The following is a 14,911-nucleotide window of genomic DNA, read 5'->3' as shown; positions in this document are numbered from 1 at the left end:
ACGCCTTAACCAAACTTATAAAAGTCTAGTTATTTCCTAAAATAATAGGCATTCCACCTTTACCAGAACCGATTACAATTACTTTAGAATTTGCCGATTTCGACAATTCTACAGTCGCTTGAATCCCTTTCTCTTTTAAAATATTTTCTGTCAAAGAAGCATTTAAGATTCTGTTGGCAGCTGCTTTTCCTTCTGCATCAATTCTTTGACGCTCTGCTTCTTTTTGTGCTTTTTGAATGGTAAATTCATACTCCAAAAACTCTTGTTCTTGTTTCAATTTCTTTTCAATAGCCGTTTTAATAGTGGGAGGCAAAGTTACATCTCTAACCAAAACTTCATTTAACTGAACAAATTGTTTGTCTAAGATACTTTTTGTCTCTACGTAAATTTCATCTTGAATAGCATCTCTTTTACTAGAATAAATTTGTTCTGGAGTATAACGTCCAACAACACTTCTGGCAGCAGATCTAATAGAAGGTTTTATTACTCTGTCTAAATAATTTTGTCCTTTTTTCTGGTGTAACAATCCAATTTGACTAGCATCAGGTTGGTACCATGCCGTTACTTCCAAAATAATATCCAAACCATTAGAAGACAAAACTTTCATTTTTTCTAATAATTCTTGTTGACGAACTTCATATACTATTACTTTATTCCAAGGTGCTACTAAATGAAAACCTTCCCCTAAGGCAGGTTCATCTGTTACAACTCCTCCATCAAAAGTTTTGTACAATACCCCTGCTTCACCAGAACCTATTGTTACTGTGGCTTTAGAGAAAAAAATAACACCCACAACGGCTATTATAATTAACATTGCGCCACCTTTTGGAAATTTAAAATCTATTTGTCCATTACTCATTGTATCTATTTTTTAAAATTACTCAAATGTACACATTAGTTAGCTTATTCACTGAGAACCTCAAAGGAAGTTTCGGATAATTTTATCTTTTTTTGAAGACGGGTATGATTATCTGCTCCAGGAATAAAACAGCAACCTGCTTTTTCACAGTCGTAAATTAATTCCACATTAAAAATGAAAAAACCAGCTTCCTCTTTCTGAGAATACACAATTAACTCTAAATTATCGAATTTAGGCCAACCTCCATCTGGACAAAAATCAGAAACCTTAAAGGCTTTGATATTTTCTAAAATACGTTGCTTTAGAACAGCCGTTTCCATTACTTAATAAAGTGGTATAAAAAGATAATATCTGCTTTCACTGCAGCTTTTCTTTGGCCTTCAATTTCAATGGTAATGTCTAATACTGCTTTAGAAGTTCCTCTTAAATCAACAATAGATTTTAAAGAAGCTTTCAATCGCAACTTACTATCTACCAATACAGGTGAAATAAATTTCAAGTTTTCAATCCCATAATTCACCATCATTTTGTTATTTCTTACCTCAACTATTTGTCCCCATAAATAAGGTAAAATAGACAAAGTTAAATAACCATGAGCAATGGTTGTTTTATACGGACTTTCTTTTTCTGCTTTTTCTTGATCTAAATGAATCCACTGATGATCTAAAGTAGCATCTGCAAATTTATTAATTTGTTCTTGGGTAATTTGCAAATACTCAGAAACACCTAATTCTTTTCCTTCATAGGTTTTGTATTCGTCAAAACTATTGATAATAACTGCCGCCATATATTTTTATTTAATAAGATGCCTCAAGAAGTTCAAATGTCCCTTCCGGAGAAATTGTTAATTTTTCTTCATTTGCTGCCAATAAAACTGTTTCTCCTCGTTTCAACGAAATTTCTTGAGAAGTCGTTTTTAAAGTTCCTTTTCCTGAAGTACAAATAAATATTTTAAACGATTTATTCAATTCGTAATCCAATTGCAACTCTTTATTAGCGCTGATATAATTTGTTTTGAAATAAGGAGTATCAATCATTAAATTCGATTGATTTTCTTCTTTCTTATAAGTAGTTTGATAATCTTCAACCAAAGAAAAATCGATAGCATCAATAGATTCTTCTACATGCAATTCTCTTTTTTCTCCTGTTTTACTATCCACTCTATCGTAATCATAAACTCGGTAAGTAACATCAGATGTTTGTTGAATCTCCGCCAATAAAACTCCTTGTCCAATAGCATGCACTCTTCCTGCAGGTAAATAATACAATTCTCCTTTGTTTACAGTAAATGTATTTAACACCGACATTAAATCGCCTTTGTCAACATGCGACATATAGGATTTTTTATCTAGCTGCTCCTTAAAACCAATCAATAAATCGGCTTCCTCATCAGCATCCATAATATACCACATTTCATTTTTTCCAAGACTGTTATGGCGTTCTTTTGCCAGTCCATCATCTGGATGTACCTGAACAGACAATGGCGTTTTGGCATCGATAAATTTGATCAAAATTGGAAATTCATTTCCATATTCCTCAAAACAAGTACTTCCCACCAATTCTTTTCCAAAACGACTGATAAGGGTTGGCAAAGTTTCACCTTGAAGACTTCCTTCAGAGACCACTGTTTCATTTCCTTTTACTCCAGAAATTTCCCAGCTTTCACCAATACTATTTTCAGTATACGATTTCTCTAATACAGTTTTCAATTTTTCGCCACCCCAAATTCTATACTGAAATATGGGATTGAATTTTAAAATACCTATGTTGTTTTTCATCACTATTTAATCTTTAAGAAATACGAAACTTGGTTCATTCAAAAAAAGTAACACTATTAAGCCGTAATCATTCCTCCATCAACGTTTAACGTTTGTCCGGTAATATAAGCAGACATATCAGAAGCTAAAAACACACAAGCATTTGCAATATCTTCTGGCTGTCCTCCTCTTTTTAAAGGAATAGCTTGTCTCCATCCATCCACTACTTTTTCGTCTAATTTGGCTGTCATTTCAGTTTCAATAAACCCAGGAGCAATTGCATTGCAACGAATATTTCTTGATCCTAATTCCAAGGCTACTGATTTTGTAAATCCTAACATACCTGCTTTAGAAGCGGCATAGTTTGTTTGACCTGCATTTCCTTGAACACCAACAACAGAACTCATATTGATAATAGAACCTGAACGTTGTTTCATCATTGGACGAATTACAGCTTTGGTTAAATTAAAAACAGATTTTAAATTTACTTCAATAACACTATCAAAATCTTGTTCGCTAATTCTCATTAACAAATTATCCTTTGTAATTCCTGCATTGTTAATCAACACATCAATAGATCCAAATTCTTTTAAAACAGCAGCAGCTAAATCTTGAGCAGCATCAAAATTTGCGGCATTTGATTGGTACCCTTTTGCTTTTACTCCAAAAGCAGCCAATTCTTTTTCTAAAGCCTCAGCAGCTTCTACAGATGAACTGTAGGTAAATGCCACATTTGCACCTTGTTTTGCAAAAACTTCCGCAATTCCTTTTCCAATTCCTCTTGTTGCTCCAGTAATTAATGCTGTTTTATTGTCTAAAAGTCCCATTCTATAATTTTTTAATTTTTAAAATTCTAATTTATGTTTTTTTTTACACAAAAAGCTTCCTTAATAGAATTAAGGAAGCTTTTTATAAAAATACTTATTTTTTATTTCAATACGCTGGCAACCATTTCTCCAATTTTAGCAGGAGAGTCAACAACGTGAATACCATTTTCTCTTAAAATTGCCATTTTAGCTTGTGCAGTATCATCTGCTCCACCAACAATAGCACCAGCATGTCCCATAGTTCTACCAGCAGGCGCAGTTTGCCCTGCAATAAAACCAATAACTGGCTTTCTGTTTCCATCAGCTTTGATCCATTTTGCAGCATCCGCTTCTAACTGACCTCCAATTTCACCAATCATCACAATTGCTTCAGTTTCAGGATCATTCATTAATAATTCAACAGCCTCTTTTGTTGAAGTTCCAATAATAGGATCTCCTCCAATACCAATAGCAGTAGTAATACCAAATCCTTGTTTTACAACTTGATCAGCTGCTTCATAGGTTAACGTACCTGATTTAGAAACAATACCTACTTTTCCTTTTTTGAAGATAAACCCTGGCATAATACCAACTTTAGCTTCACCTGGAGTAATAACTCCTGGACAATTAGGTCCAATCAAACGAGATTCTTTTCCTTCTAAATACGCTTTTACTTTTACCATATCCGCAGTAGGAATTCCTTCTGTGATACAAATAATTACTTTGATTCCAGCTTCAGCAGCTTCCATAATGGCATCTGCACCAAACGCAGGTGGTACAAAAATTAATGTCGTGTCAGCTCCTGCTTTTGCAACGGCATCGGCTACTGTATTAAATACAGGTTTTCCTAAATGCTCTTGTCCTCCTTTTCCTGGAGTAACACCACCAACAACATTGGTTCCATAATCAATCATTTGACCTGCATGGAAAGTACCTTCCTTACCAGTAAAACCTTGTACAATAATCTTTGAATCTTTGTTTACTAAAACGCTCATCTTATCAATGTAATTAACTTGTTATTATTTTTTTGGAAAAAACAAAAGTATACATATTATTCTAGAAAAATATACTCCGGTTTAACTTTTTGTCTATTGTTAAAAAAACAGCTTCTTTTAAGTGTTTTTACCACAATTGACCTGTCCTAATTATTATTTACGAAAAACTTTGGTTAATCATGGTGCTCAATCTACGTTTATAATCTTCTTCTAACCATTGAATATAATTTTTCGTACTCTTAATTATACAATAAGAGTATTTTTTTATTCTATCAGAAATATCGTCCTGCAACAATCTAGATAAAATTCTTGCATCGAATACATCTTCACTATTTTCAACACATAACTGACAGTGTTGTTCTATAGATTTGTCCAATACAATTTTAGACTTGATATTTTGTTTAATTGCTTTGTCATATTCAGCCTTCACGTCAAATGAAAAATTTGTTGAATTTGGAAATTCTGCACGAACTTCTGGAGGCAATTGATAAGAAAACTGACGTTCTATATCTTCATCAGTTATCAAATTGTCCAAATAATACATTGGCGAATTAAAAATCTTTTGCCAATTCAATGGTGTTCCCCACAAACCAAAACGAGCGGCATTGTTTCCTAAATCTAAAACCGTAAAATTTTTCTTATTTTTAAACACACGTGATCCCCTACCAATCATTTGATAATACAAGGTAATTGATTTTGTGGCTCTGTTTAAAATAATCGTTTCTACAGACGGCTCATCAAATCCTGTGGTAAGAATACCTACAGAAGATAAAATGGCATCTGGCGTATTTTTGAACCATCGTAAAATTTCCGCTCTTTCTGTTTTAGAATTGGTATTATCCAAATGTCTTACATCATATCCTTCTGCTCTAAAGGTTTCGTATACTTGTAAAGACGTATTAATACCATTATTAAAAATCAGCGTTTTCTTTCCTTTTGATTTTTCTTCATAGGCGTACAATAACTTTTCTTGCATCAAATTGTTAGAATACAATTCTTCAGAAGATTTTACCGTATAATCACCATTGATACCAATTTTTAAAGTACCCAAGGCTACATCATATGTATAAGTAGTGGCTTTTGCTAAAAAGCCTCGATCTACTAACGAGGTAATTGGTTCTCCAACCAATAATTCGTCATAAATTTCATTCATCGGCAACTTCATATTAGAACTCAACGGTGTTGCCGTTACTCCTAAAATGAAACAATTATCGAAATACTTAAATAATTTTCTAAATGAATTGTAATGGGCTTCATCAATAATAACCATTCCAATTTGATCCAACTCTAATTTATCATCATTCAAACGATTTTTTAAAGTCTCCACCATCGCAACGAAACACATGTACTCATCTTGATCGTACAATTCTTTTACGTTACTGTTGATGATTTTATTCTTTACATCAAATTCAGACAACATTCTTGATGTCTGGTTACACAACTCAATTCTGTGCGTTAGAATCAATACTTTTTTATTTGTTGAAGCGATGTATCTTCTTGCTAGCTCTGAAAAAATAACGGTCTTACCCCCTCCTGTTGGAAGTTGATAAACCAAGTTAAATTTGTCAGGCTTATTTTCTAGCCTTTCAAATACTTGACGTAAGGCTTCTTTTTGATAATCGTATAATTCTTTGGTACTAGATTTTTGCTCGGAAATCATGTTCGTATGTGTCAAACTTTATTTTTTAGAAACCCTGCAAAAATAAGCACTTTATTAGGTTTAACGAAACCCTTTGGCAACTATTATTTATATTTTTTATGTTCCTCTGTTTTTTATCAGTAAAAAAACAATCAAAAACTTGTAAAAAAACTTTGCCTAGCCCTCTCGTATAACAAGTTCAAAACCTTCAATAGCATCAGGTATTTTGGCTTGTAAATCTATCTGATAATAAACATAAACATGAGAGAAATTGAATATAAATAAAACAGCTTATAAATTAACAAATGTTTATATGGAATACAATGAATTATCAATAAATTTGTTTGAAGTTTTTTTTGCAATAAATTGATTGATTAAAAATCAACTATTTATGTGAAAACCTAGCAAAAACAAGCTACCCCTAGAGCTTATGTAACCATATAAATAATTATGACTATTTGTTAGTCATAACGTAGCTCTTATGAAAAAAATTAAAGACTTAATAAAACCTTCGATAGTTCTCGGAGTTTTCCTTATCCAATTCAATCTTTCTTCTCAAACAATACCTAGTACTGGTTCTGGTTTTGCTACATGTGGTGACTGTACTCCTACTGGTTGGACAGACAACGGTGGAACACCCGATATTTCAAATCAAAATATTTCAGGAGGAAACGGTTCTGTTGGTGGTGGCTCTCCTTGGGTAAATGCTCCTCTTCCTCTTCCTCCTATCGGAAATAATACATGGATTACCATGAGGGATGTTGGTGATTACAACTCTCAAGCAGAAGAATCTGTAAAAACAACCATGTCTGGCATTGTTGCTGGTAAAATTTACCGATTGACCATTTATTCTATGACTGCTATTACAGACAACAGTGTTGATGGAAGTTATTTTGCAGGAGCTTATGCGGATAGTTTTGATTATGAAATACAAGGCACTCGACAAACAATCGGTTCTTTAAGTCAGAATAAATGGGCTAAAAATGAAATATTTTTTATCGGTGCCCCTGACGGTAGTGGTCATATGGATGTTGCTTTTTATCCCCTTGACAACGCAGTTACTAACGGTAGTACTCAAAAAATTGAGGCGATTAATATTGCTGTTGAATTAAATGCTCTAGAATTACTTGATACCGACGGAGATGGTATTGATGACAATATAGATATAGATGATGACAATGATGGTATATTAGATGTAGACGAAAGCGGAGGTAACGATCCGAATGGAGATAGTGATGGTGATAAATTGCCCAATTATTTAGATCCAGATTCTAGTTACAATTATGACACCGATAATGACGGAATTTCAAATCATATTGATTTAGATTCAGATGGTGATGGTATTCCCGATAATATTGAAGCTCAGCCAACATTAAGTTATATTGCTCCTAGTGGAGCGGGTTCTGGTATAACAGACAATAATAACAACGGATTGGATGATAATTATGAAACCTCACAAGGTGGTACAAATTTAACTCCTCCAAATACAGATAGCCCAGCTGATGCTATTCCTGATTATTTAGATACTGATTCTGATAACGATGGAGCACTTGATAGCATTGAAGCAAACCTCTCTATTGGTGGTTCAGTGGGAGCAAATGGTTTGTACAATACATTAGATAACGGAGATAACTATAATGATGTCAATGGTATATTTGACAATACTCAAGCCGATAATTTTATAGATGCAGACAACGATGTAAACTCTGGTGGTGATGTAGATTATAGAGATAGCGATCAAACGGGTAATGGCTTAGATACGGATTTAGATGGAATAAGTAATGTAGACGATTTAGATGATGACAATGATGGTATAACGGATGCTCAAGAATTGTGTAATGCTGATTTTACAACGGGGGCAACCATTAATGTATACGTGGATTTAGGCGACTATGAATCTGAAAATTCATGGACCTTAACAGGACCTGGTGGTTTTTCTCAAAGTGGAGGGCCTTATAGTAGTACTGATGATGTGATCAATTTAAACTTTAATGCTACAGCAACTGGTGCCTATGTTTTCACTTTAAGTGACACCTATGGTGATGGTTTAGACGGCTCTGGTGGAAGTAATTCCAATGGTACTTCTTCTTATAGAATCTCCGTAAACAATGCCGTGCAATTTCAAAGTGGTAATTTGCCTACTTTTGGAAATGGTGCCTCAGCGGCAGTCGTTAATTTCACCATTTCTAGCTTTGGTTCTTCTTTTCCTTGCTTTAGCACCGACCCTGGAGCTGATGATGATGCTGATGGAATTATAAATTACAGTGATGCTGATTATGATACAGGTGTCAATGGTGATTCTCTAAACTCTAATGGAGTTTGGTCTAGCTTGGATTTTGACAATGACGGTGTTCCCAATCATTTAGATTTAGATTCAGATAATGATGGTATTCCTGACAATATCGAAGCTCAAGCCACAAGCAATTCTACTTTTATTTCTCCAAGTGGTTCTGGATCTGGAATTACAGATAATAATAACAATGGATTAGATGACAATTATGAAACGGGGCAAGGAGGAACAACATTGAGTCCTGTAAATACGGATAGTGCCTCAGATTCTCAACCGGATTATAAAGACAAAGATTCTGATAACGATGGGGTTTCTGATAGAATTGAAGCTAATTTATCACTTTCAGGCTCTTATGGTGTTAATGGATTGGATGCTAATTATGAAAGTGCCGACAATTATGCTGATACGAATGGTACCTTCGACAACACCCAAGAAGACAACTTCCCTAATTCTACAGGAAGCGGAGACGTAGATTATCGAGACGTTTCTTCTTCTTTTAGTGATAATGACGGGGATGGTATTCCTGATAATGTGGATGTGGATGATGATAATGACGGAATTTTAGATACCGTTGAAGATGCAGGCGGCTCTGTTGGAACTTGTAATTTAACCTATCGATTAGTAGGAACAATAGACGGGGCTAGAGATCGTGGCGCACCTGATAACTTAAATAAAGATTTTATCTTTGGAGACAATTACAGCTTCCGAATTAGCTTTGATACAGCGACAACTATTTCCATAGAAACGACCATCGGAGATAATAACATCAGTAGATCTGGAACAGTAACCGTTGATGGTACGTCCAAATCTATTAGCACAAGTGCAGGTAATTTTCAAACAGTAACACATACTCCTAGCGCAGCTACCTCATACGATATTACCATGCTTGGTACCGATATGTCCGTAACAAAAATTATTATCAAAGATTATCAAAATACAATCATTGCCCGATTTGATTTTGGAACGACTACCAGCACACTTGAATCAGGTTATACAAGAATTTCTAATAGTACATCACAAACCACAACAACGTATTCTTGTTCGCAAGAAGCCGATGCGGATGGAGATGGAATTGTAAATTCATTAGATTTAGATTCTGACAATGATGGAATTCCTGACAATATTGAAGCACAAACCACTACTGGCTACAATGCTCCTTCTGGAGATGCCAACACTACAGCCAATGGTTTAGACACGGCGTATGGTACTGGATTAATACCAGAGGATACTGATGGTGATGGCATCTATGATTATTTAGATTTAGATGCAGATAATGATGGTATTTTAGATCAAACAGAAGCGGGCTTAACACTATCTGGAAATGTTGGAAACAATGGATTAGACAACAATTATGACAATGGAGATAATTACTCAGATGTCAACGGTAGCTTTGACAACTCTCAAATTAATAATTTCCCTGATGCTGACAGCGACGTAAGTTCTGGTGGAGATGTAGATTATAGAGATGATACATTTACCTATGACAATGATAACGACAATGTGAACGATGAAATTGACTTAGATGATGACAATGATGGAATTTTAGACAGCGTTGAATACGGAACATGCACTCCTAATAGTGCCGTACTTAATTGGGACAATAGTTATGTAGAGGGAGGCACATCTAGAACTAATGGAGAAGATCCTATTACAACAAACTCTTCTTTAACGGTCAATAATGTTGGTATTTCTTTAGGTCGAACTTCAAACGTAAATAGTGATAGTAATTATAGGATTAATGATCTAGTAACCACAAGTAGTTCGTATACATTTTCTCAAAAAGCAAGAACAAATGCAGAGTCGGGACATATATTCAATTTTGATACACCAATATATGGCTTAAAATTCATTCTCTATGATGTTGATATGGATTCTAGCACAGCTACAGACCAAGTTGAAATTATATTGACAAAACAAAATGGTACAAATTACACCTTAACGGCTTCCGATTATGCAATATCGGCTGGTTCTAATTTCCTTAGCGCTGTAAATACTTTTAAAGGAAATACCCAAAGTGGTAATGGAAATGTTACTATTAATGCCATTCCACAATGGATCATTAGAATGAGAATTACTTATAAGAATACAGGTTCAGGATCACTTGATGGCAATCAACAAATTGCGATTGGAAATCTTTCTTTCTGCACGCCTATCGACTCTGATTCTGATGGTATTTTTGATTTTAGAGATTTAGATTCTGATGGTGATGGTATTCCTGATAATATTGAATCACAAACAACAAAAAATTATATTGCTCCTACTGGAAATTATACAATAACAGGTATAGATTTGGCTTTTGGTACTGGATTTACACCGGTAGATACAGATGGAGATAATGAACCCGATTATTTAGATTTAAACTCTGATAATGAAGGAGGAACTGATTTCGCTGAGTCTGGATTGGCAGCTCCTTCAGGAACAGTTGGTAATAATGGACTAGATAGTAATTATGAAGCTTCAGATGCTTATGACACTGCTGATATCAATGGAGCTGGAGACAATACAATAACCGATAATTTTACAGACTCCGATGGTGATGTTAATTCTCCTGGTGGTGATTTAGATTATCGAGATAGCGTTACCGGTATCGACACGGATAATGATGGAATAGATGATAGTACAGATTTAGATGATGACAATGATGGAATTCCTGATTCCATAGAAGGAACTGTATTAGATACTGATGGAGATGGTATTTTAAATTATCTAGACATCGATTCTGACAATGATGGTATTCCTGATAATGTGGAAGCTCAATCAACTTTAACAGCGAATTATATTTCACCAAGTGGTATAGGAAACGGAATTACTGACAATAACAATAACGGTTTAGATGATAATTATGAAACTGCTCAAGGAGGAACAGACATTACACTTGCGAACCTTGTTAATACAGACAGTGGCAATGATACAATTCCTGATTATTTAGATTCCGATTCAGACAACGATGGCACTCCTGATATTGAAGAAAACGGAGATTCCGATAATGTAATAAGTGGTACAGATACTGATGGCGATGGTTTAGATGATAATTTTGAAGGAAACAATGTCTCAGACGGGTATGATGTTAATGATGAAATTGATACTCCTCAAACAGATTTACCTGATGTAGATTCAGATGTTGCAACTCAAGATGTTGATTACAGAGATGCTATTGTCAATGAAATAGAACCGAGTCCAATAGGACAAACATTATGGTTACGTGCTGACAAAGGAATTACTGGTGGGTCGGATGTTTCACTTTGGGAAGACCAAACGCAAGCACAACCAGCTTCCACTATCGACTTTATTGGTTCAGGCACACAAAAACCAAGTAGTACTTCAACTACATTAAACTTTAATCCGGTAGTAACATTTACACCTGGAAATAATGATGTACTCACCTACACAGGAAACTTAAATCCTAGATCATTATATATTGTATACAATGATCTATCAACGGCAAACTGGACAACACCATTCACCAACAACGACTCAAACGGTATTGGACATGGTGATGACCCTACCAACGTATATGACGCAACCTATACTCCAGCTGTAGTTCGTGGTGGCCAACAATTTGTAAATGGACTAACCACTACTTTAACGTCACATGCTAGACCTGATAACTTTGAATTGATAAGTAATCTTTTTTCAGGAGAAATTTCAAATGCTAGTCATACCTATTATGTAGGAAGAGATCGAACACAAACTGGTCGTACCATAAATGGTAGTGTTGCCGAAGTGATGTTGTTTAGCGAAGCACATAGTCTTGCTAAAAAACAACAAATAGAATCTTACTTAGCTATTAAATACGGCTTTACCTTAAGCAGTACAAATTCTAGTGGAAGTATCATTGAAGGAGATTATATTTTATCAGATTTAACGACAAAAGTATGGAATTACACCAATAATAGTAGTTTTCATAATGATGTTGCTGGTATAGGTAGAGATGATGGAATGGCGTTTATTCAAAAACAATCGAAATCACAAAATCAAGATTCTGAAGTGCATCTTACCATTGGCTTAGGAAGTATTGCTTCATCAAATGCTGCTAACGGAAACTCTTTCAACAGTAATAAAAACTTCTTAATGTGGGGTAATAACAATGGTAGTCTTTCTACTACAACAACCAATACTATTATCTGTGCACCTGAAAAAACAATGAACAGAACATGGAAAATTGTTGAACGTGGAAGTGTTGGATCTGTACAAATTGCTTTTGATGCAGCAACAATAAACGCGGCATTAAACACCTCAGCTTCATTAAAAGTTTTAAAAGTTGCCGATGATGTTAATTTTACAACCAATGTAAAATATTCACCTATTACAAGTACTACAGTAAATGGTAGCACACAATATGTAACGAATTATGATTTTAATGGAACCAAATATTTTACCTATGCTGAAGTTAATGGAATCTTTTGGAATGGTGATGCTAATTCTGGTGCAGGTGCTTGGACTGGTGGTTCAGCTGGGGATAACTCAGCAAGCACAAACGGAAATGATTTGAATAAAGTTATGGTGATTGACTCTGAAACTTCTTTAAACCATGCTGTTCTAAATCAAGATGCTAGGGTTGAGTGTGTATGGATTAAAAATAATTCTGTATTATCAGTTGCCGATAATCATTATCTTGAATTTGATGAAGACTTTATTCTTGATGGAAATTTAAAATTAATCGGTAATGCGCAACTTGTTCAAACACATGTAGGACAAACCAACGTTCAAGGAACAGGTAAAGTCTATTTAGATCAAAAAGCAACAGTTCCAAATCAATATCGTTACCATTACTGGACTTCACCTGTGGTTGAAGTTGGAAAATCTACGTTTACTGTTGGCGGTGTTATGAAAGACGGAACCACTCCTACTTCTTTAACTTCAACAGCTCAAACTCCTAAGGATATTAATTTTGTAGAATCCAATGTTAGTTTCGATGGCGATTACACAACTTCTCCAATTACCATAGCAAATACATGGATATATTCTTACCGTAATGGTACTACTCGTGAAGATTGGGTTCAGAAAAAAAATTCGGGGAATCTAAATCGTGGTGAAGGTTACACTATGAAAAGTACAGGAAATTCAAATGGACAAAATTTCACCTTTGTTGGAACACCAAATGATGGTTTAATTACAATTCCAGTTACAGCCAACACTAATAGTTTGATTGGAAACCCTTATCCGAGTGCCGTGGATGCAGTTGACTTTATTTACGAAAATTTGGGCGTTTTTAATGGAACTATCTATTTTTGGCAACACAAAGGAGAAGCCAGCACAAGCTCTCTTCTAGAAGGACACTTCACTGCGGGATATCAAGGTGGATACGCCACTCGTAATTTAATCACCTCAGTTGCTGCACAAGCTGTAAGTGGAGAAATAACTGGGGGACTTGGTATAGGTAACCTATACGACGCTCCAGGTAGATATATTGCTGTTGGACAAAGTTTCTTTGTAGGAGCCATATCAACCGGAAATATTGTCTTTAAAAATAGTCAAAGAAACTACAAAAAAATAGATGGTTCAAATTCTATTTTCTTAAAATCAGGAAAAAACAAAACATCCAAAAAAGTAAGTACTGAAAAAGAAGAAAACTTAGATGTACCAACACTTAAAATAGGTTTTGAATATTTAAATGATAATAATGTTGAAATTCATAGACAAATTGCCGTTAGTTTTAAAAATGGTTTAACCGAAGCGTATGAAGAAGGTTATGATAGTTTTATTTACGACTTACAGCCAAATGACAGCTATTGGAAGTTCAATGGTTCAGATAATAAATACGTAATAGCAGGAATTGGAATGCCAACCGGTAATACTGAAATTCCTATAAGTTTACAAGTTGACTCAGAAAAAGAAGTCAAACTGATGATTGACAATTTGAACTTTGTGAATAATGATATTTATTTAAAAGACAATGTAACTGGAATTTCAAGAAAATTGTCCAACTCAGAAACAGTAGACCTAACTTTACCAATTGGAACTTATGAAGATCGTTTTTACATTACTTTCAAAGAAGACGCAACTTTAGAAGTTGTTGAAGAAGAAAGCAATGAGCATCCATTAGCAATAAATGTATACTTCGACAAACTAAGCAATGAGATAAAAATAATTAAAGAAGATACTGAGATTGTGTCAAGTTTAAAATTGATCAATATGGCTGGTCAGGTATTAAAAGAAGTTGAATTTAAAACACCGACCAACGGGATTTCCGTTGAAGGTATTTCAGACGGAATATACATCGTAAAATTAAAAACCTCTAATGGAATCGTTAGTAAAAAAATAGCAATCTATTAATGAAAACACTAAAAACAAACTATCCAATGCTTGTACTAGTACTGGTATTCATAGGAATGAACACAACATTTGCTCAAGGCCCACCACCTCCTCCACCTCCACCAGGTTTACCTATTGATGGAGGTATCATCGGATTGCTTCTTTTAGCAATTGGTTATGCCAGTAAAAAAATCTATTCAAAATAAAAGTACAAGCAGTGAACATTTTATGTTCATTCAAAAACAAAAAAAGTCCTTTGCAACTATAGCAAAGGATTTTTTTTAGCACGCTATTCTTTTCTAAAAACTTA

Annotated in this window: 9 protein-coding genes; 2 read left to right on the top strand and 7 right to left on the bottom strand. The window is 34.5% G+C overall.

Annotated elements, in window-relative coordinates; genetic code table 11:
- Positions 1-25 precede the first annotated feature (25 nt).
- The 7 genes from FGM02_RS12530 to FGM02_RS12500 all read right to left on the bottom strand — a co-directional run bounded on the left by FGM02_RS12530 (position 26) and on the right by FGM02_RS12500 (position 6,077).
- The gene (locus tag FGM02_RS12530; protein WP_139958726.1) at positions 26-859 is read right to left on the bottom strand and encodes a prohibitin family protein; all 834 of its coding nucleotides are present in this window, start codon (positions 857-859) and stop codon (positions 26-28) included.
- 44 nt (positions 860-903) lie between these two features.
- A complete protein-coding gene (locus FGM02_RS12525; protein ID WP_139958725.1) occupies positions 904-1,179 on the bottom strand; it encodes a hypothetical protein in 276 nt (91 codons plus the stop codon).
- Positions 1,179-1,646, bottom strand: a complete 468-nt coding sequence (locus FGM02_RS12520; protein ID WP_139958724.1) for a MaoC family dehydratase — start codon at positions 1,644-1,646, stop codon at positions 1,179-1,181. The genes FGM02_RS12525 and FGM02_RS12520 overlap by 1 nt, the downstream gene beginning before the upstream one ends.
- A 10-nt stretch (positions 1,647-1,656) precedes the next feature.
- Entirely contained in the window at positions 1,657-2,637 is a 981-nt protein-coding gene (locus tag FGM02_RS12515; protein ID WP_139958723.1) for a type I phosphomannose isomerase catalytic subunit, read from the bottom strand.
- Between the two features lie 56 nt (positions 2,638-2,693).
- The gene (fabG, locus tag FGM02_RS12510; RefSeq protein WP_139958722.1) at positions 2,694-3,443 is read right to left on the bottom strand and encodes a 3-oxoacyl-[acyl-carrier-protein] reductase; all 750 of its coding nucleotides are present in this window, start codon (positions 3,441-3,443) and stop codon (positions 2,694-2,696) included.
- A gap of 101 nt (positions 3,444-3,544) precedes the next feature.
- Complete coding sequence (sucD, locus tag FGM02_RS12505) at positions 3,545-4,417, bottom strand: succinate--CoA ligase subunit alpha (protein ID WP_139958721.1); 873 nt, start codon at positions 4,415-4,417, stop codon at positions 3,545-3,547.
- Between the two features lie 157 nt (positions 4,418-4,574).
- A complete protein-coding gene (locus FGM02_RS12500; protein ID WP_139958853.1) occupies positions 4,575-6,077 on the bottom strand; it encodes a DEAD/DEAH box helicase in 1,503 nt (500 codons plus the stop codon).
- A gap of 460 nt (positions 6,078-6,537) precedes the next feature.
- Here FGM02_RS12500 and FGM02_RS12495 point away from each other — a divergent pair, with 460 nt between their 5' ends.
- Together FGM02_RS12495 and FGM02_RS12490 are read left to right on the top strand one after the other, a co-directional pair.
- The gene (locus tag FGM02_RS12495; RefSeq protein ID WP_139958720.1) at positions 6,538-14,622 is read left to right on the top strand and encodes a T9SS type A sorting domain-containing protein; all 8,085 of its coding nucleotides are present in this window, start codon (positions 6,538-6,540) and stop codon (positions 14,620-14,622) included.
- Complete coding sequence (locus tag FGM02_RS12490) at positions 14,622-14,807, top strand: PID-CTERM protein-sorting domain-containing protein (protein ID WP_139958719.1); 186 nt, start codon at positions 14,622-14,624, stop codon at positions 14,805-14,807. The genes FGM02_RS12495 and FGM02_RS12490 overlap by 1 nt, the downstream gene beginning before the upstream one ends.
- Positions 14,808-14,911 lie beyond the last annotated feature (104 nt).

This window comes from Flavicella sediminum, from assembly GCF_006381105.1.
Classification (GTDB): domain Bacteria; phylum Bacteroidota; class Bacteroidia; order Flavobacteriales; family Flavobacteriaceae; genus Flavicella; species Flavicella sediminum.
This window is presented reverse-complemented; position numbering and strand designations above follow the sequence as displayed.